This is a genomic window from Paraburkholderia sp. DHOC27, from assembly GCF_003429005.1.
GTDB lineage: Bacteria > Pseudomonadota > Gammaproteobacteria > Burkholderiales > Burkholderiaceae > Paraburkholderia.
In genome coordinates this window covers 15,960-35,361 of sequence record NZ_QVQV01000006.1, presented here as the reverse complement: position 1 = coordinate 35,361, position 19,402 = coordinate 15,960, and the positions used below count along the sequence as shown (strand labels likewise).

Below are 19,402 nucleotides of genomic sequence, written 5' to 3'. Positions count from 1 at the left end.
CGCGAAAGAATGGAGAAAAAGTGTGTGATTGCTAGGGTAGTCGCACGGCATTAGAATGTTCTGCATTCCCGTCACCGACCACGCCCGAGGCGAGCCCGCTTGATCCTTTACGAGTATCCCTTCAACGAGCGAATCCGGACGCTATTGCGCCTCGAAGACCTGTTCGAGCGCTTCACGTTCTTTCTGACTCAGGAAGATGCCAGGGAACATCACGTCGCGCTGACTACCTTGTTCGAGATCTCGGAAGTTGCGGGCCGCGCGGATCTGAAATCCGATCTGATGAAGGAACTGGAACGTCAACGCCAGACCCTGGCGCCGTTCCGGGGCAATCCCGGCATTGAGCAGAACGCGCTCGAGGCCGTGCTGGGTGAGATCGAGCAAACCCTTGCGGGGCTCTCGCAGATGCAGGGCAAGACTGGCCAGCATCTTGCAGAGAATGAATGGCTGGCGAGCATTCGCAGCCGCGCCATCATTCCGGGCGGCACCTGCAAATTTGACCTGCCTTCTTACTACGCGTGGCAACAAACGCATCCTGACATGCGCCGTCAGGACATCGCGAAGTGGGTCACGCCGCTGCTGCCGTTGCGCGACGCCGCCACGATCGTCCTGCGCCTCGCGCGTGAATCCGGCCAGGCGTCGAAGGTCATGGCCATGCAGGGCAGTTATCAGCAAATGCTGTCGGGCCGCTCATATCAGCTGATGCAGGTGCGGGTGTCGCCGGAATTGCGCGTCATCCCCGAGGCGAGCGCGAACAAATACATGCTGTGGGTGCGCTTCACGGTTCAGGACGGCGACCTGCGCCCGCGCGCCGTGGACGTCGACGTGCCGTTCCACCTCACGCTCTGTAGCCTGTAGCAACCGGACGACGTGGGGCCATGCCTGTGAAACGGCGAAAATGCCTCTATATTAGAAACTCGTCCCGTTTTTCGATTGATTGCCTGCCCGAATGATCACTGTCGTTAAATGCCCAACGTGCGCGAAGGAAGTCCGCTGGACACCCGAAAGTCGCTTTCGCCCCTTCTGTTCCGATCGATGCAAGCAGATCGACCTCGGTGCATGGGCCGCTGAGAAGTACAAGATCGGCGGTACCGACGAGGAAGCGCCTTCCGACGATACGCCGAGCGGCGATTACAGCGCGCATTGAGCGCGGTTTGACAGGCGCGTGGTTGCGCCCGTCACGAGAGAGCGCAGCGCGCGCGATTCGACGCGTCTGCTGCGGCGGCTTGCGCGGAGCGCACCGCCGGGTTGTGCGTTGATTCCGCGCTGTACGTGCGTTAAAGAACCTCACCCGATCCCGCCCCCGGTTGCGCCAAGGCACGATTACTCCCCGTTGATCACTCCGCTGCGAGCCATTCCAGCACCGGAATCGTCGCCGGCAACAGAGGCGCTACCGTAGCCGGCAGCGACTGCCACACGAACGCCTGCCCCTCGCGACCATGCGGCTCGCCCGTCCACTGCGTCACCTTGCAGAAATAGAGCCGGACGTACGCGTGCGGGTAATCGTGCTCCAGCGTGTGCCAGCGGTGACTCGCGAGAACCTCGATACCGAGTTCTTCGTGCAGTTCACGAGCCAGCGCATGCTCCACCGTTTCACCCGCTTCCAGCTTGCCGCCCGGGAACTCCCAGTAGCCCTCGTAAGGCTTGCCGGCAGGACGCTGAGCCAGCAAGTAGCGGCCGTCCGGTTGCACCAGCACACCCACAGCCACTTCCGTGACCGGGCGGCCAGCCGCGTTGGCCGCGCCCGCAGCGTCCGTGGTCCTGTCAGCGTTCGTCGTCATGCGTGTGACTTCCGGCCGGACCAGTCACGCGCAAACTGCCACGCCACACGCCCGGAGCGCGAGCCGCGCTCCAGCGCCCAGACGAGCGCATCGCCCCGCGCCGATTCGATTTCTGCCGCGCCGACGCCGAAATGCTGCAACCAGTGACCGACAATCGCCAGGTAATCGTCCTGCTTGAACGGGTAGAAGCTGACCCACAAGCCGAAGCGTTCCGACAGAGAGATCTTTTCTTCCACCACTTCGCCGGGATGAATCTCGCCGTCTGACGTGTGCTTGTACGTCTCGTTGTCGCTCATGTACTCGGGCAGCAGATGGCGGCGGTTCGACGTCGCGTAGATCAGCACGTTGTCGGATTGCGCGGCCACGGAGCCGTCCAGCGCCACTTTGAGCGCTTTGTAACCGGACTCGCCCTCTTCGAACGAGAGGTCGTCGCAGAACACCACGAAGCGCTCCGGGCGCTGCGAGATCAGATCGACGATGTCGCCGAGATCGTGCAAGTCGTCCTTGTCCACTTCGATCAGGCGCAGGCCGTCCTTCGCGTACGCATTCAGACAAGCCTTGATCAGCGACGACTTGCCCGTGCCGCGGGCGCCTGTCAGCAGCACGTTGTTGGACGGCTGCTTGTTCACGAACTGACGCGTGTTCTGCTCGATCAGCCCTTTCTGGCGATCGATGTTCTGCAAGTCGTCCAGCGTGATGTCGGAGATGGCTTTTACCGGCTGCAGATAGCCGCGACCCTGACGCTTGCGCCAGCGGAAGGCGACCGCCGTGTCCCACTCCACGTCGGGCATGGCGGGCGGAAGCACGGCCTCCAGGCGGCCGAGCAAGGCTTCGGCGCGGGTCAGAAACTGTTCGAGTTTGTCCATGGTTACAAAGAAAGCGAAGCGGCTGCGGGTCAGGAACGGTAGTCGGCGTTGATGCTCACGTAGTCGTGCGACAGATCGCACGTCCAGATCGTGGCTTGCGCGTCGCCGCGTCCCAGTACGACACGAATCGCAATCTCGGCCTTCTTCATGACGCGCTGACCGTCTTCCTCACGGTAATCCGGATTGCGGCCGCCCGCTTTCGCGACCAGCACGTCGTCCAGATACAGGTCTATCTTGCCCACGTCGAGATCTGTCACGCCCGCGTAGCCGATTGCCGCGAGAATCCGGCCGAGGTTCGGGTCCGATGCGTAGAACGCCGTTTTGACGAGCGGCGAATGGCCAATCGCGTAGGCGATCTGGCGGCACTCCGCCACGTTCGCACCGCCTTCCACCTGCACGGTCATGAACTTGGTCGCGCCCTCGCCGTCGCGCACGATCAGTTGCGCCAGCGTCTGCGCCACTTCCGTCACTGCGTCGCGCAACGCCGCGTAAGTGGCGGAGTCCGTCGACGTGACTGCCGGCAGGCTCGACTTGCCCGTGGCAATGAGGATGAACGAATCGTTGGTCGAGGTATCGCCGTCGATCGTGATGCAGTTGAACGAACGATCCGCGACGTACTTGACCAGTTCGTCGAGCACGGGCTGCGCCACGCCGGCGTCGAACGCCAGGAAACCGAGCATGGTGGCCATGTTCGGCTTGATCATGCCAGCGCCTTTGCTGATGCCGGTCAGCGTCACCGTGTGGCCATCAATCGTCACCTGGCGGGACACGGCCTTCGGCAGCGTGTCCGTGGTCATGATGGCTTGCGCGGCGTCATACCAATGTGCCGGTTGACGATTGGCGAGCGCGGCGGGCAAGCCAGCCTTCAGGCGATCCACCGGCAGCGGTTCGAGAATCACGCCGGTCGAAAACGGCAGCACCTGCTGCGGCGAAATCTCCGCGAGACGCGCGAGTTCGTCACAGGTCTCGCGAGCCGCGGCCAAGCCCGGCTCGCCCGTTCCCGCGTTGGCGTTTCCCGTGTTCACCACCAGCGCGCGAATGCCCTTACCACCTGAACGCACCGCTTCGAGGTGCTCGCGGCACACCGTAACCGGCGCCGCGCAAAAGCGGTTCGAGGTGAACACGCCCGCTACCGTCGCGCCTTCGTCGACGGAGATAACCAGTACGTCCTTGCGGTTCGGTTTGCGAATGTTCGCTTCCGCCCAGCCCAACGTGACGCCGGGGACGGGATGAAGTTGGGCGGGATCGATCGAGGGGAAATTGACAGCCATGGTCGCGACCTGTCGAAGTTGAAAATGCCGGCATGAAGCCGGCATCGGACAATCAAAGAGGCAGTTCCGGCGCGTGCCGTACTACCGCGAAATCAACCAGCAAAATCAATACAGCGGGATCAACACAGCAGAAGCACCGCATGAAACAACACGGCGCGCCTGACGCGCGCCGCATTCACTATCACACGATCTTGCCGTGGCACTGCTTGTACTTCTTGCCGCTGCCGCAAGGACACGGGTCGTTGCGTCCGACCTTCGGCACGTTGTCGCCAAGCGGCTGCTCTGCGGGCGCATGCGTGCCGTGGCTCATCGCGTCGCCGATCATGGCGGCCGTGGCCGCCTCTGCGGCAACCGGCGCGGCCGCCTCAGCGAATTCAGCATGGCGGAACTCGACGTTCTCGAGATGGCTGCCCTGCTCTTCGTATTCGTCGGCCGCGATTTCCAGTTGCTCTGGCGACTGGATCTGCACGTTCATCACCACCCGCGTCACTTCGAGCTTTACTGCGTCCAGCATGGCCGCGAACAGTTCGAACGCTTCGCGCTTGTATTCCTGTTTCGGATTCTTCTGGGCGTAACCGCGCAGGTGAATGCCCTGGCGCAGGTGATCGAGGGCAGCCAGATGCTCGCGCCAGCTACGATCCAGCGTTTGCAGCATGATCGAGCGTTCGAACGAGCTGAACGAATCGCGGCCCACCTGCTCGACCTTCGCTTCGTACGTTTCGTCGGCGGCGGCGATCACTGCTTCCAGAATTTCGTCCACGCTGATCGACGACGACTCGTTGATCATCTCCTGGATGGCCAGATCGAGTTGCCACTCGTTGCGCAGCACTTCTTCCAGCTCAGGCACGCTCCACTGCTCTTCAATGCTGCCTGCCGGCACGAACTGATGCACGATGTCCGTGATCACGCCGTGACGCATGGCGCCGATGGTCTCGGTGATGTCGTGCGCTTCGAGCAATTCGTTGCGCTGCTGGTAGATGACCTTGCGCTGATCGTTCGAGACGTCGTCGTATTCGAGCAGCTGCTTACGAATGTCGAAGTTGCGTGCCTCGACCTTGCGTTGTGCCGATTCGATGGAGCGCGTGACGATGCCCGCTTCGATCGCCTCGCCTTCCGGCATCTTCAGGCGGTCCATGATGGCGCGCACGCGGTCGCCCGCAAAAATGCGCAGCAACGGGTCTTCCAGCGACAGATAGAAGCGCGACGAGCCCGGATCGCCCTGACGGCCGGCACGGCCGCGCAACTGATTGTCGATCCGGCGCGATTCGTGACGCTCGGTGCCGATGATGTGCAGACCGCCTGCGGCCTTCACCCGGTCGTGCAGCTCCTGCCATTCGTCGTGCAGCTTCTGGATGCGGCGCTGCTTCTCGTCCTCGGGGATAGCCGGATCGGCCTCGATGAACGCAGCCTGCTTCTCGGCGTTGCCGCCCAGCACGATGTCGGTACCGCGACCAGCCATATTGGTAGCGATCGTCACGCGTTGCGGGCGACCCGCTTCCGCCACGATTTCGGCTTCACGCGCGTGCTGCTTTGCGTTCAGCACTTCGTGTGGCAAACCCGCCTGCTTCAGAAGATGCGACAGCAGTTCCGAATTCTCGATCGACGTCGTACCCACCAGCACCGGCTGGCCACGCTCGTGACAATCGCGGATGTCGCGAATGACCGCGTCGTAACGCTCCTTCGCGGTCTTGTAGATCTGGTCCTGCTTGTCGATCCGCTTGGGCGGACGGTTCGTCGGGATCACGACCGTTTCCAGCCCGTAAATCTCGTTGAATTCGTACGCTTCGGTGTCCGCCGTGCCGGTCATGCCCGACAGCTTGGCGTACATACGGAAGTAGTTCTGGAACGTGATCGACGCGAGCGTCTGGTTCTCGCTCTGGATCTTGACGTGTTCCTTGGCCTCGACCGCCTGGTGCAGGCCATCGGACCAGCGGCGGCCCGACATGAGACGACCGGTGAATTCGTCGACGATCACGACTTCGCCGTTCTGCACCACGTAGTGCTGATCTTTATAGAACAGCGTGTGCGCGCGCAGTGCGGCGTACACGTGGTGCATCAGCGTGATGTTCTGCGGCGCGTACAGGCTTTCGCCCTCGCCAATCAGGCCCCACTCGGAGAGCAGACGCTCCGCCTTTTCGTGACCCGATTCCGTCAGGAATACCTGACGGCCCTTTTCGTCCAGCGTGTAATCGCCCGGCTTTTCGACGCCCGTGCCGTCGGCCTTCTCTTCGCCAATCTGGCGCTCGAGCAGCGGCGGCAGCGCGTTCATGCGCACATACAGCTCGGTGTGATCTTCGGCCTGACCGGAAATGATGAGCGGCGTACGCGCTTCGTCGATCAAGATCGAGTCCACTTCGTCGACCACCGCGAAATTCAGCGAGCGCTGCACGCGTGCATCGGTCTCGTAGACCATGTTGTCGCGCAGATAGTCGAAGCCGAACTCGTTATTCGTGCCGTAGGTGATGTCCGAAGCGTAGGCCTGCTGCTTCATGGCATGATCCATCTGCGACAGGTTGATGCCGACCGACAAACCCAGGAAGTTGTACAGACGCGCCATCCATTCGGCGTCGCGCTGGGCCAGATAGTCGTTCACCGTGACGACGTGCACGCCACGTCCCGACAGCGCATTCAGATACACCGGCAGCGTAGCGACCAGCGTTTTGCCTTCGCCGGTGCGCATTTCGGCGATCTTGCCGTAATGCAGCACCATGCCGCCAATCAGCTGCACGTCGAAGTGGCGCATCTTCAGGACGCGCTTGCTCGCCTCGCGGCAAACCGCAAAGGCCTCCGGCAACAGCTTGTCGAGCGACTCGCCGCTCCCGACGCGTTGGCGGAACTCACCCGTTTTGGCGCGCAACTGATCATCCGTCAATTGCTCGATCTGCGGCTCGAGCGCATTGATCGCCGTGACGGTCTTTTGATATTGCTTGACTAGCCGCTGGTTGCGGCTGCCAAAAATCTTTTGTAGAAAACCGGTGGTCATCGGATCGGTGTCTGCGTCGCGGCTTCGGCTGGTTCACAGCGTGTGGTGGTCCACATACTGGTCCGGGGTCGGAAGTGCCTCGGCGGCTTAGTCCAAGAGTGAATTCGAATCGGGCATTTTAGCACGCGCCCCAGCGCGCGCCTGTGTCACAGGCGCGACGTCGGGACGCCGTGCACTGCTTCCGGCAACCCCTTGAGGGAGCGGCCGGGAGCGGGTCCCGCACGGTACAATCCGGGCGTGAGTGCGCGCTGGACGCACCCACGCCGCTACTATCCTACATGAGCCGCTCACCGTCGTTTTCAAGGCCGCCGCCCAAGCAGTTCAACACGCGCCGCCCGCAGCCGCTTGCCGAGGTACTCAAGCGCACGGACGCGTTCGCGGCCCTGCGCGCGGGCGTCGAACAGATTGCCGCACTGGAGAGCGATCTGCGGCATCTCCTGCCCGACTATCTGGCATCGAGCGTCGAGCCCGGATTTATCAAAGATGGCGTTTTGGCACTATTTGCCGCGCATAACGCGCTGGCCGCGCGCCTGCGCCATCTCGAGCCGCGGCTGTTGTCGGATCTACAGCAACGGGGCTGGGCGGTGAATGCGCTAAGAATCCGCGTACGCCCGCAAGCGGTGAAAGAGCCGCCGCCGGTCAAGCAGGCGCGCATGACGCCGGCCGGCGCAGACGCGTTGCATGCCCTCAGTGAATCGCTGGCGCCCTCGCCCTTGCAGGCGGCGCTCGCCAAAATGGCCGCCCGGCATCTCAAGAATCGCGAGCCAAAAAAATAAGCAGCCCGAGGGCTGCTTATTTTTCGTCCATCTAACGTTCCAGATCAGGACGCGCTCAATGCGCGTCGCATTCGCTTAGGCAAATGCTGTCTGAGTATCGAAAGCGAAACCGCGCGGCGCTTTCTTGATGTCCTCGAAGGTCACGATCTCGTATGCGTCTTCGTGCTTCAGCAATTCGCGCAGCAAGGCGTTATTCAGACCGTGGCCCGACTTGTACGCCGTGTACGACGCCAGCAACGGATGGCCGACCACGTACAGATCGCCGATCGCGTCGAGCATCTTGTGCTTCACGAACTCATCGTCATAGCGCAGGCCGTCGTTGTTCAGAATGCGGTATTCGTCCAGCGCGATGGCGTTGTCGAGGCTCGCGCCACGAGCCAGACCCAGTTCACGCAACGTTTCCACTTCGTGTGCATAACCAAACGTCCGTGCCCTCGCGATGTCGCGCACGTACGACGTGTGGGCAAAGTCCACTTCCAGCGCCTGGCCGGTCTTGTCGACAGCCGGGTGACGGAAGTCGATGGTGAACTTCAGCTTGAAACCGAAAAACGGATCCAGACGGGCAAACTTGTCGCCGTCGATGATCTCGACCGGCTTCGTGACCTTGATGAACTTCTTCGCGGCGTTCTGCTCTTCGATGCCCACCGATTGAATCAGGAACACGAAGGTGGCCGCGCTGCCGTCCATGATCGGAATTTCTTCAGCGGTCACGTCGACGTAGAGGTTGTCGATGCCGAGCCCGGCGCAGGCGGACATCAAATGCTCGATAGTCGACACGCGCACGCCGTCCTTCTGCAGCACCGACGCGAGGCGTGTATCGCCAATGGACATGGTGTGTGCAGGGATATCCACCGGCGTGGCCAAATCCACGCGGGTGAACACGATGCCGGTGTCAGGACCAGCGGGACGGAGTGTCAACTCGACCTTGCGGCCCGAGTGCACGCCGATGCCAACTGTCTTGACGATCGATTTGATAGTGCGCTGCTTCAACATGGTGATCTTCTGTTCGATTGAAAATCCCAATCGGGACTTTTTATTCCATAGCTCGAAGTATACTCCAATACCCTAAGGAGCGTCGTTGCCGGGAACGTATCAATCTGTTTCGCTACATTACCTGATGGCGAAAGCGTGACGGGCCGATGCCCGGAACGGAGGCGTTTCCGGTCATCAGCCCGCGTTACGGCTTGTCACATGCGTGCCATCCTGCCGTTGCCCCGAAACAACGAGGGGCTCGGAAACGGCCTGATTGCACCCACGAACTAGCTCAACGTGGCGAGGATACTCCCTGCATCGCTGACCTCGAACTTGCCGGGTGCCTCGACGTTCAGCGTCTTGACCACGCCGTCGTCGACCACCATGGCGTAGCGTTGGGAACGGATTCCCATGCCGCGCGCCGACAGGTCCTGCTCCAGACCGAGCGCCCGCGTGAAAGCCGCACTACCGTCCGCCATCATGCGCACCTTGCCCGAGGTGTGCTGATCGCGTCCCCACGCGCCCATCACAAACGCGTCGTTGACGGACACGCACCAGATTTCGTCGATGCCGGCAGCCAATAGCTGCTCAGCGTGCTCGACATAACCCGGCACATGTTTGGCCGAACAGGTCGGGGTAAAGGCGCCTGGCAATCCGAAGATCACCACGCGTTTGCCCGCGGTCTGTTCTCGCACGTCGAAGCTGTTCGGCCCGATCGTGCAGCCCGCACGCTCGTCTTCAATCAATTCGAAGACGATTGCGTCGGGTAGCTTTTCACCTACCTTGATCATGCTCAGTCCTTCGCGTCGATGCGGAGCATGCCCGCACGCCGTCGTGTCGCAGTGAATCGTGCAGTCCGCGCACCTGCTGCATCTGCCTCGATGCCCGCGCTTCCTGCCGCCGACAGCCACCCCTTCCGCTTCGCGAATCCGAAGAGGGCACCTGTCCTTGCCGCGTATCCGTACTCATACGCGGCCTGCTTTGTCGTTCCACCCGCCACGCTCGTGCATTTCCCTGCTGACACGTTACCTGCAACGTGCCGCAGTGAAAGGCTGCCCGCGGATCAGTCCGCCTGCTTGCGCAGGAATGCCGGAATATCGTACGTGTCGACGCCCTTTTCCTGCAGCGCCTGCACGTGCGATGCCGCCGTGTCACGCGAGGTGCGCCACACTGCCGGCGTATCCAGCGAGCCGTAGTCTGCTGCACTCGTGTGATGCTGTTGCGGAGCGTACGCGTGCTGGTGACCGCCGATCGGCTGGTTGTCCGTGCCCGTGCGCAGCAGCGTCATCGGAGCCGATTGCTGCTTCTTCGCCGCACGGCCCAGACCCGTTGCCACCACCGTCACGCGCAACGCGTCGCCCATTGCATCATCGTATACCGCGCCGAAGATGACCGTTGCGTCTTCTGCTGCATAGCTCTTGATGGTGTTCATCACTTCGCGCGTTTCCGACAGACGCAGCGAACGGCTCGACGTGATATTCACCAGCACGCCACGCGCACCCGACAGATCCACCCCTTCCAGCAGCGGGCTGGCCACAGCCTGCTCAGCGGCCAGACGCGCGCGATCGACACCAGCTACCGTCGCCGTGCCCATCATCGCCTTGCCCTGCTCGCCCATCACCGTTTTCACGTCTTCGAAGTCGACGTTCACCAGACCGTCGACGTTGATGATTTCCGCGATCCCTGCGACTGCGTTATTCAGAACATCGTCTGCGCACTGGAAGCATTTATCCATCTCGGCGTCATCGCCCATCACCTCGAACAGCTTGTCGTTCAGAACGACGATCAGCGAGTCGACGTGATCCTCCAGTTGCTGCGAACCTGCTTCTGCCACGCGCATGCGCTTGCCGCCTTCGAATTCGAACGGCTTGCTGACCACGCCAACAGTCAAGATACCCATTTCCTTGGCGATCTGTGCGACCACCGGTGCTGCGCCCGTACCCGTGCCACCACCCATGCCGGCCGTGATGAACACCATGTGCGCGCCGCGCAGTGCGTCGGCGATGCGTTCACGTGCTTCTTCTGCTGCGGCGCGGCCCATTTCCGGCTTGGCACCTGCGCCCAGACCGGTGTTGCCGAGCTGGATCACCGCGGTCGCGCGCGAACGCGACAGAGCCTGTGCGTCCGTGTTCATCACGATGAAGTCGACGCCTTGCACGCCCTTGTTGATCATGTGCTGAACGGCATTGCCGCCAGCGCCACCGACTCCGACCACCTTGATGATGGTGCCGTTGGTTTCGGTTTCCAGCATCTGGAATTCCATTATTGCCTCCGTCAAGATAAAAAATTGATGCCACTCGGCCGTTATTCGGCAGGAGATCGGGCAACCCCCTGTCGCGCGCCAGCCGCCGGCACCAGCGCGAATTGCGTAACCCTGTTGCGTAACCGTGCTGCTTGAACCTGCCGCTGAATCTGCGGAACTGCGAATGCTTTAAAACGAATGCTTTAGAAGTTGCCGAGGAACCAGTCCTTCATCCGCGTGAACACCTGGCCCATCGATCCCGACTGCACCGCCACCTTGCGGCCCCGCATGCGTTGCGAACGGCCTTCGACGAGCAGACCCATCGCCGTCGAATAGCGCGGATTGCGCACCACGTCCGCCAGACCGCCGGCATATTCCGGCACGCCGATCCGCACCGGCTTCAGGAAGATGTCTTCACCGAGTTCGACCATGCCGAGCATCATCGAAGCACCGCCCGTCAGCACGACGCCCGAGCTGAGCAACTCTTCGTAACCCGACTCGCGCACCACCTGCTGCACCAGCGAAAACAGTTCTTCGACGCGCGGCTCGACCACCGCCGCCAGCGCCTGGCGCGACAGCGTGCGCGGACCGCGCTCGCCGAGCCCCGGCACTTCGATCATTTCGTCCGGATCGGCCAGCGCCTGCTTGGCGATGCCGTAATCCACCTTGATGTCTTCCGCGTCCGGCGTCGGCGTGCGCAGCGCCATCGCGATGTCGCTCGTGATCTGGTCGCCGGCAATCGGAATCACCGCGGTATGACGGATCGCGCCTTCGCTGAAAATCGCGATGTCCGTCGTGCCGCCGCCGATATCCACCAGCACCACGCCCAACTCTTTTTCGTCTTCCGTCAGCACCGCCAGCGACGACGCCAGCGGCTGCAGGATCAGATCGTTCACTTCGAGGCCGCAGCGGCGCACGCACTTGACGATGTTCTGCGCCGCGCTCACCGCACCGGTGACGATATGCACCTTCACTTCGAGGCGAATGCCGCTCATGCCGATCGGCTCGCGCACGTCTTCCTGCCCGTCGATGATGAATTCCTGCGTCAGGATATGCAGCACCTGCTGATCGGTCGGAATGTTGATGGCTTTCGCCGTCTCGATCACGCGCGCCACATCGGCCTGCGTCACTTCCTTTTCCTTGATCGCCACCATGCCGCTCGAATTGAACGAACGGATATGGCTACCGGCGATCCCGGTGAATACGTTGGTGATCTTGCAGTCGGCCATCAGCTCCGCTTCTTCGAGCGCGCGCTGGATGGACTGCACGGTGGCCTCGATGTTCACCACCACGCCTTTCTTGAGCCCCTTCGATTCGCTCTGGCCGAGGCCGATCACCTCGTAGTGACCTTCGCCTTTCAGCTCGGCGACGATGGCCACGACCTTCGACGTCCCAATGTCGAGGGCGACCAGCAGATCTTTGTAGTCTTTACTCATAGCGTGCTCATTGCGTGTGATGTTCCGTTACTTCTTGCCTTTGTCGGGCTCGCTGATAAAGCGCATGCCTGCTGCGCGAATCGCAAAACCGTTCGGATAGCGCAAGTCCGCATACTCGATATCCTTCCCCCAGCGTTGCGTCACTGCGGCCCACGCCGATGTCAGGCGCCGGCTACGATCGAGCAGCGTTTGCTGATTGCGCTCGCGTCCCAGTTCCACTTGCATTCCGTTCGACAGCTTCACCGTCCATGCATAACGCGGCGAGAGCGTCACTTCTTCCGGCTTCGCGCCCAGCGGCGCAAACCACTTCGAAAAGTCGCGATACCGTGCGACCACTTCCTGCGCCGTGCCGTCCGGTCCATCGAAAGCCGGCAAGTGCGCCTCGAGTTCGCCCTGATTCGCCGTGAACAGTTCGCCGTCCACGCTCACCAGTTGATCGCTACCCCACGTCCCCAGCGGTTTGTACTCTTCGAGCGTGACAGCCAGCGCATTGGGCCACACACGCCGCACGCTGGCGTGACGCACCCACGGCATCTGCTCGAAGGCCTGGCGCGCCGAATCCAGGTCCACGGTAAAAAAATTGCCCTTCAACCTGCCTACGACACCCGCGCGCACCGTCGGCGAATTGATGTGATCGATGTCGCCATCAATGCTGATTTCGCGCAGCGCGAAATTCGGCCGCTGGATCAGCCAGAGTCCGCCAGCCGCCAGCAGCACGAGCACCAGCAACACGTGCAACGCGTTGGTGGCGAAATTGAGCTGGCGAACGTTGTTCCACATAGCGATTAAATCAATCCTTCAGCGTAAGCGCCAGGACACTTACAACCAGATCGCTGTAACTGATACCAACCGCGCGCGCCGCTTTCGGCGGCAGCGAATGATCAGTCATCCCAGGCGCCGTATTCACCTCCAGGAAGTACGGGTTGCCCTCACCATCCAGCATGAAATCGGCACGGCCCCAATCGGTGCAGCCAAGCACATCGAACGCGCGGCGAGCCAGCGTCTTCAGACGCGCTTCTTCGGCGGGCGCGAGGCCGCACGGAATCAGATACTGCGTGTCGTCGGCCACGTACTTCGCGTGATAGTCGTAGAACTCGCCGGCCGGCACGATGCGGATCACCGGCAGATCCAGCGCGCCCGCGATACACGCGGTGTACTCGCCGCCACCTTCGATGCTCTTTTCCACCACCACGATCGTGTCGAACTTCGCCGCTTCTTCCAGCGCGCCCGGCAACGCTTCGGCGCTCTTCACCTTGATTACCGCGACGCTCGAGCCCTCGCTCGCCGGCTTCACGAAGAGCGGCAAGCCCAGCTTGGCGACGATGTCGGCGGCGCGCGCGGCGTAGTCGTCACCGCGCAGCACCGCTTCGAACGGCGGCGTCGGCACACCGAGTTGCTGCCACACGAGCTTGGTGCGGAACTTGTCCAGACCGAGCGCCGAACCGAGCACGCCGCTACCCGTGTAGCGGATGCCGTAAAAATCGAGCGCGCCCTGAATCTGGCCGTTCTCGCCGTAGCCGCCATGCAGCGCGTTGAAGGCGCGCACGAAGCCTTCTTCTTTCAACGCCGCGAGTTCGCGCTCGGCGGGGTCGAAGGGATGAGCGTCGACGCCCGCGTCGCGCAGGCCCTGCACCACGAGACGGCCCGAGTTGAGCGACACTTCGCGCTCGGCGGAATTGCCGCCGAGTAGCACTGCCACCTTGCCGAATTGCTTTGCGAGTTCCGCTGAATTGATACCGCTCATGTCACACCTTCGTTTCCTGAGCCAGGCGTCCCGGCACACCGCCGATCGAACCCGCACCCATCGTGATCACCACATCGCCGTCGCGCACCACTGCAGCGAGCGCATCCGGCACTTCATCCACCGTTTCCACAAATACCGGTTCGGTCTTGCCTGCCACGCGAATCGCGCGTGCCAGCGCCCGGCCGTCGGCCGCGACGATCGGCGCTTCGCCGGCCGCATACACTTCGGTCAGCACGAGTGCATCTACCGTTGACAGTACCTTCACAAAATCTTCGAAACAGTCGCGCGTGCGCGTGAAACGATGCGGCTGGAACGCGAGCACCAGACGCCGGTCCGGGAAAGCACCGCGTGCGGCCGCAACCGTCGCGGCCATTTCCACCGGGTGATGCCCGTAATCGTCGACCAGCGTGTACGTCCCCGCCGATTTGTCCCCGGCAGCGACGCTCACTTCGCCGTAGCGCTGGAAACGCCGACCCACTCCGTTAAATTCAGAGAGTGCCCGCTGGATATCGGCATCTTTCACCTCAAGTTCAGTCGCAATTGCAATTGCGGCCAACGCGTTCTGCACATTGTGTGTGCCAGGGAGGTTCAAAACGATGTCGAGCGGCGCTGCGTCTTCGCGCATGGCGGTGAAATGCATGCGGCCGTCGTGCGCCTCGACGTTCACCGCGCGCACCTGCGCATCGGGCGCGAGACCGTAGCGAATGATCGGCTTCGAGACAAACGGCAGGATCTCCTTCACGTTCGGATCGTCCACGCACAACACCGCAATGCCGTAGAACGGCAGACGGTGCGTGAACTCGATGAACGCCTGCTTCAGACGCGCGAAATCGTGGCCGTAGGTGTCCATGTGATCGGCGTCGATGTTCGTGATGACTTCGATCACCGGAAACAGGTTCAGGAACGACGCATCCGACTCATCCGCTTCCGCGACGATAAAGTCGCCCGTACCGAGACGCGCATTCGCGCCTGCGCTGATCAAGCGGCCGCCAATCACGAAAGTCGGATCGAGGCCGCCCGCTGCCAGCACGCTCGCCACCAGCGAGGTGGTGGTGGTCTTGCCATGCGTGCCGGCAATCGCGATGCCCTGCTTCAGGCGCATCAGCTCGGCGAGCATCACTGCGCGCGGCACGATGGGAATGCGGCGATGACGCGCGGCCAACACTTCCGGGTTGTCGCTACGCACGGCGGTCGACACGACCACGGCATTCGCGCCTTCGATATTTTCCGCCGCGTGGCCGATCGCGATGCGCGCGCCGAGCGCGGCGAGGCGATCTGTCACCGCGTTTTTCGACAGGTCCGAACCGCTCACCTGGTAGCCGAGATTCACCAGCACTTCAGCGATGCCGCTCATGCCGGCGCCGCCGATGCCGACGAAGTGAATATGTTTGACGATGTGTTTCATTGTTGCTTTCCTTCAATGCTCGGGCTCGGGACCACGCCAGCGACGCTCGCGCAAATTTGCGCGACCTGTTCGGTGGCATCCGGTTTCGCGAGCGAGCGCGAACGCTCTGCCATCTCCGCCAGCGACTCACGGGTCTGGCTACGCAACCAGGCAGCGAGGCCATCCGCCGACAGATCGCGTTGCTGCACGACCAGCGCCGCGCCGTGATCGGCGAGAAACGCTGCGTTCGTAGTCTGGTGATCGTCGACCGCATGCGGGAACGGCACGAAAAACGCCGCCACGCCCACCGCGGCGATCTCCGCCACTGTCATCGCACCCGAACGACAGATCACCAGATCCGCATTCGCATAGGCGCTTGTCATGTCGTCGATGAACGGCACGAGTTGCACATTCGCCGCGTCACCCTCGCGCTGCCCAGCAGCCGCGTTTAGCAAACCGGCCTCTGCGTAATTCGCCCGCAACGCCTCGATATGCTTCGCGCCTGCCTGATGCACGATGCGCGGCCGCTCCTGCGGCTGCAGCAACGCCAACGCGCGCGGCACGACTTCGTTTAGCGCTGCGGCGCCCAGACTGCCACCCACCACCAGCACACTCAGCGGTCCGCTGCGTTGTGCGTAGCGTGCTTTGGGTGGCAATGCGCGCGCAAGTTCCTCACGAATCGGATTACCGGTCCATTCGCCATGCGGCAGCGCGTTCGGAAATGCGACCAGCACACGCCGTGCGACCTTCGCGAGCACCTTGTTCGCGAGTCCGGCAATCGAATTCTGTTCGTGCAGCACCAGCGGCCGGCCGCTCAGTGCGGTCATCAAGCCCGCCGGAAACGTGATGTAGCCGCCCATGCCGAGCACTACATCGGGCTTCACGCGGCGCAGCGCGCTCAGGCTTTGCGTGCACGCGCGCAGCAGATTCACCGGCAGCATCAGCTTGGTCTTCAGACCTTTGCCGCGTACGCCGCCAAATCGCACGTATTCCATCGGGATGCCGTGCTTCGGCACCAGCGTGGCTTCCATGCCTGCCGGGTTGCCCAGCCATACGACTTTCCAGCCCCACGCCTGCATCAGATGCGCGACCGCGAGGCCCGGGAACACGTGTCCCCCGGTGCCGCCGGCCATCACCATCAGCGTGCGTTGCTGCGTCGGGGTCATACCTTCCCTCCGCGCATCAACACCCGGTTTTCGTAGTCCACGCGCATCAACACGGCAATCGCAATGCAGTTGAGCAAAATGCCCGAGCCGCCGTAGCTGACGAGCGGCAAGGTCAGGCCCTTGGTGGGCAGCAAGCCGAGGTTCACGCCCATGTTGATGAAGGTCTGCGCGCCGAACCACAGGCCAATGCCTTTGGCGACCAGCCCTGCAAACGTGCGATCCAGTGCCAGCGCCTGACGGCCGATTTCGAACGAACGGCGCACGATCCAGTAGAACATCAGGATCACCACCAGCACGCCGACAAACCCCAGTTCCTCGCCGATCACCGCGAGGATGAAGTCGGTGTGCGCTTCCGGCAGATAGTTGAGCTTTTCGACGCTGCCACCGAGCCCGACGCCGAACCACTCGCCGCGGCCGAACGCGATCAGCGAGTGCGTCAATTGATAGGCCTTGCCTTGCGCGTAGCGGTCGTCCCACGGATCGAGGTAAGCGAAGATCCGCTCACGACGCCACGGTGACGCCCACACCAGCAGACTGAAGGTGCCCACCGCCGTTGCGACCAGGCCGCCGAACAGCTTGCCGTTCACGCCGCCGAGAAACAGCACGCCCATCGCGATCGCCGCGATCACCATGAACGCGCCCATGTCCGGTTCGAGCAGCAGCAGTGCGCCCACGAGACCCACGGCGACTGCCATCGGCAGGAAGCCCTTGGCGAAGCTGTGCATGTACTCCTGCTTGCGCACCGTGTAGTTCGCCGCGTAGATCGTCACGGCGAGCTTCATGATTTCCGACGGCTGCATGTTCGTGATGCCGAGCGGAATCCAGCGGCGCGCGCCGTTCACGCCCTTGCCGATGTGCGGAATCAGCACGATCACGAGACCGAGCAGCGCCACCAGGAAAAGCTTCGGCGCGTATTTGTCCCACGTCGACACGGGAATCCGGAAAGCGATCACGCCGATGACCGAACCCATGATCACGAAGATGATCTGCCGTACGAGGAACGCCCAGTCGCGATACGACGAGTATTTCGGCGAATCGGGCATGGCGATCGAAGCCGAGTACACCATCACGATGCCGAGCCCGAGCAGCGCGATCACCACCCACAGCAGCGAGTGATCGTAGTCGAGCATGCGCGAGCGCAACGGACGCACGCCGTTGACCGCGCTCGCCAGTCCGCTTGCCGAGCGGCCCGCGCTCGCCTCGCCGCCAACCGAGCCGCGCTGTTTCGCTAGACCTGTTCCGAATCGTTCCGACCAGCTCATATCATCGTCCCCCGTTCGGCCGCGATATCTTCGACCGTGCTGCGGAATACCGCTGCACGGTGTGCGTAACTCTTGAACATGTCGAAGCTGGCGCATGCCGGCGACAGCAGCACGGCGTCACCCGGTTCGGCGAGCGCCGCGGCCGCACGCGTGGCTTCTTCGAGCGTGGCATGATCGGTCATGGGAATGCCGGTGTCGGCCAGCGCCGCGCGAATCAGCGGCGCGTCGCGGCCAATCAGCATCACTGCGCGGCACCAGCGCGTGACCGGCGCGGCGAGCGGATCGAACTCCTGACCCTTGCCGTCGCCACCGGCGATCAGCACGACGCGTTGCGCAAGACCATCGAGCGCGGCAACCGTCGCGCCGACATTGGTGCCCTTGCTGTCGTCGACGTAGTCGATGCCTTCGATGGACGCGATCAGCTCCACGCGATGCGGCTCGCCGCGGTATTCGCGCAGGCCATGCAGGAGCGGTGCGCCCGGCAGATCGACAGCGCGAGCCAGGGCATACGCGGCCAGCGCGTTTGCGGCGTTATGCAGGCCGCGAATGCGCAGCGCGTCGGCGGGCATCAGGCGTTTGAGCGCGAGATTCAGCGGCGCGACCACATCGCTCTTGCGGCGACGCGTGGGTGCGGGCTCGTCGCTGGCGTCGCGGTCCTGTCCTTCCACCAGCCAGATCATGCCGTTGTCGCGCAGCAGGCCGTAATCGCCCGGGCGACCCGGCTCCGTGACGCCGAACGTGATAACCGGCGGGGCGGTGTCCTGTTTCGGTGCGAGCGCCATGACGCGTGCGTCGTCGCGGTTGAGCACGCGCACGGTCTGCGCGCCGAAGATGCGGCCCTTGGCGGCGGCGTAGGCGTCGAGGCCGCCGTGCCAGTCCAGATGATCTTGCGTGATGTTGAGCACCACCGCCGCATCGGGCGCGAAGGTATGCGCTGTTTCAAGCTGGAAGCTCGACAGTTCGAGCACCCAGATGTCCGGCAGCGCGGTCGCGTCGATCGCTTCGGTGAGTTTGTCGAGCGCAGCCGGGCTGATGTTGCCCGCCACCGCGACCTTCTTGCCGGCGCGTTCGCACAGCAGGCCGGTGAGGCTCGTCGTCGTGGTCTTGCCGTTGGTGCCGGTGATGGCGATGACCTTCGGCGCGTAGCCGCTCTCGCCCAGCGTTTTCAGCGCCTGGGCGAAGAACTCGAGTTCACCCCACACCGGGATGTCTTTTTCGCGCGCTTCGTTGATCAACGGCAGCAGATCGGCAGCCAGCGGCGAGAGCCCGGGGCTGATCGCCACCAGTTCGACGCCTTCGAGCAAGGCCGTCGAAAACGGACCGCCCACGAAGTCGGCGTCGATGCCATGCGCTTGAAGTCCGGACAGATTCGGCGGCACTTCGCGCGTGTCCGCCACGCGCAACCGACACCCGTGCCGCGCGCACCAGCGCGCCATGGCGAGACCCGATTCACCGAGCCCCAGCACGAGCACCATCGGCTTTTGCCGATCCCGAAACTTCTCGCCAAACATCGCCTGCTTCC

17 protein-coding genes are annotated in these 19,402 nt (G+C 62.8%); 3 read left to right on the top strand and 14 right to left on the bottom strand.

Going from position 1 to position 19,402, the window contains the following annotated elements; genetic code table 11:
• The first annotated feature begins 99 nt into the window (after positions 1 to 99).
• Both zapD and yacG read left to right on the top strand, forming a co-directional pair.
• Positions 100 to 855, top strand: coding sequence for a cell division protein ZapD (zapD, locus tag D0B32_RS18845; protein ID WP_117335800.1), 756 nt, complete (start codon positions 100 to 102; stop codon positions 853 to 855).
• 91 nt (positions 856 to 946) lie between these two features.
• Positions 947 to 1,144 carry a DNA gyrase inhibitor YacG gene (gene yacG, locus D0B32_RS18840; protein WP_117335799.1) on the top strand — a complete coding sequence of 66 codons (198 nt, stop codon included), beginning with the start codon at positions 947 to 949 and terminating at the stop codon, positions 1,142 to 1,144.
• A gap of 190 nt (positions 1,145 to 1,334) precedes the next feature.
• Here yacG and D0B32_RS18835 read toward each other — a convergent pair whose 3' ends face one another.
• From D0B32_RS18835 to secA, 4 genes are all read right to left on the bottom strand, one after another.
• A complete protein-coding gene (locus D0B32_RS18835; protein WP_117335798.1) occupies positions 1,335 to 1,778 on the bottom strand; it encodes an NUDIX domain-containing protein in 444 nt (147 codons plus the stop codon).
• Positions 1,775 to 2,644, bottom strand: coding sequence for an ATP-binding protein (locus D0B32_RS18830; RefSeq protein ID WP_117335797.1), 870 nt, complete (start codon positions 2,642 to 2,644; stop codon positions 1,775 to 1,777). The genes D0B32_RS18835 and D0B32_RS18830 overlap by 4 nt, the downstream gene beginning before the upstream one ends.
• Positions 2,645 to 2,673: 29 nt before the next feature.
• The gene (gene argJ, locus D0B32_RS18825) at positions 2,674 to 3,915 is read right to left on the bottom strand and encodes a bifunctional glutamate N-acetyltransferase/amino-acid acetyltransferase ArgJ (protein WP_117335796.1); all 1,242 of its coding nucleotides are present in this window, start codon (positions 3,913 to 3,915) and stop codon (positions 2,674 to 2,676) included.
• Positions 3,916 to 4,096: 181 nt separating this feature from the next.
• Entirely contained in the window at positions 4,097 to 6,898 is a 2,802-nt protein-coding gene (gene secA / locus D0B32_RS18820) for a preprotein translocase subunit SecA (RefSeq protein ID WP_117335795.1), read from the bottom strand.
• A gap of 278 nt (positions 6,899 to 7,176) precedes the next feature.
• Between secA and D0B32_RS18815 the strand changes: the two genes are divergently transcribed.
• Positions 7,177 to 7,674 (top strand): DUF721 domain-containing protein, encoded by a 498-nt coding sequence (locus tag D0B32_RS18815; protein WP_117335794.1) that lies wholly within the window; start codon positions 7,177 to 7,179, stop codon positions 7,672 to 7,674.
• Between the two features lie 75 nt (positions 7,675 to 7,749).
• Here D0B32_RS18815 and lpxC read toward each other — a convergent pair whose 3' ends face one another.
• The 10 genes from lpxC to murD all read right to left on the bottom strand — a co-directional run bounded on the left by lpxC (position 7,750) and on the right by murD (position 19,391).
• Positions 7,750 to 8,667: a UDP-3-O-acyl-N-acetylglucosamine deacetylase gene (gene lpxC / locus D0B32_RS18810; RefSeq protein ID WP_117336290.1), complete on the bottom strand. Its 918-nt coding sequence runs from the start codon at positions 8,665 to 8,667 to the stop codon at positions 7,750 to 7,752.
• A 266-nt stretch (positions 8,668 to 8,933) separates the two neighbouring features.
• Positions 8,934 to 9,437, bottom strand: coding sequence for a peroxiredoxin (locus D0B32_RS18805; protein ID WP_117335792.1), 504 nt, complete (start codon positions 9,435 to 9,437; stop codon positions 8,934 to 8,936).
• 272 nt (positions 9,438 to 9,709) lie between these two features.
• On the bottom strand, positions 9,710 to 10,909 hold the full coding sequence (ftsZ, locus tag D0B32_RS18795; protein ID WP_117335788.1) for a cell division protein FtsZ: 1,200 nt from the start codon (positions 10,907 to 10,909) through the stop codon (positions 9,710 to 9,712).
• Between the two features lie 182 nt (positions 10,910 to 11,091).
• Complete coding sequence (ftsA, locus tag D0B32_RS18790) at positions 11,092 to 12,324, bottom strand: cell division protein FtsA (protein ID WP_012434417.1); 1,233 nt, start codon at positions 12,322 to 12,324, stop codon at positions 11,092 to 11,094.
• Positions 12,325 to 12,351: 27 nt separating this feature from the next.
• Positions 12,352 to 13,104: a cell division protein FtsQ/DivIB gene (locus tag D0B32_RS18785; protein WP_117335786.1), complete on the bottom strand. Its 753-nt coding sequence runs from the start codon at positions 13,102 to 13,104 to the stop codon at positions 12,352 to 12,354.
• Between the two features lie 10 nt (positions 13,105 to 13,114).
• The gene (locus D0B32_RS18780; protein ID WP_117335784.1) at positions 13,115 to 14,068 is read right to left on the bottom strand and encodes a D-alanine--D-alanine ligase; all 954 of its coding nucleotides are present in this window, start codon (positions 14,066 to 14,068) and stop codon (positions 13,115 to 13,117) included.
• 1 nt (position 14,069) lies between these two features.
• Positions 14,070 to 15,473: a UDP-N-acetylmuramate--L-alanine ligase gene (murC, locus tag D0B32_RS18775; protein WP_117335782.1), complete on the bottom strand. Its 1,404-nt coding sequence runs from the start codon at positions 15,471 to 15,473 to the stop codon at positions 14,070 to 14,072.
• Positions 15,470 to 16,618 (bottom strand): undecaprenyldiphospho-muramoylpentapeptide beta-N-acetylglucosaminyltransferase, encoded by a 1,149-nt coding sequence (murG, locus tag D0B32_RS18770; RefSeq protein ID WP_117335780.1) that lies wholly within the window; start codon positions 16,616 to 16,618, stop codon positions 15,470 to 15,472. The genes murC and murG overlap by 4 nt, the downstream gene beginning before the upstream one ends.
• Complete coding sequence (gene ftsW, locus D0B32_RS18765) at positions 16,615 to 17,880, bottom strand: putative lipid II flippase FtsW (RefSeq protein ID WP_117335778.1); 1,266 nt, start codon at positions 17,878 to 17,880, stop codon at positions 16,615 to 16,617. Before ftsW ends, murG begins: the two co-directional genes overlap by 4 nt.
• Positions 17,877 to 19,391: a UDP-N-acetylmuramoyl-L-alanine--D-glutamate ligase gene (gene murD / locus D0B32_RS18760; protein ID WP_117335776.1), complete on the bottom strand. Its 1,515-nt coding sequence runs from the start codon at positions 19,389 to 19,391 to the stop codon at positions 17,877 to 17,879. Before murD ends, ftsW begins: the two co-directional genes overlap by 4 nt.
• Between the last annotated feature and the right edge of the window lie 11 nt (positions 19,392 to 19,402).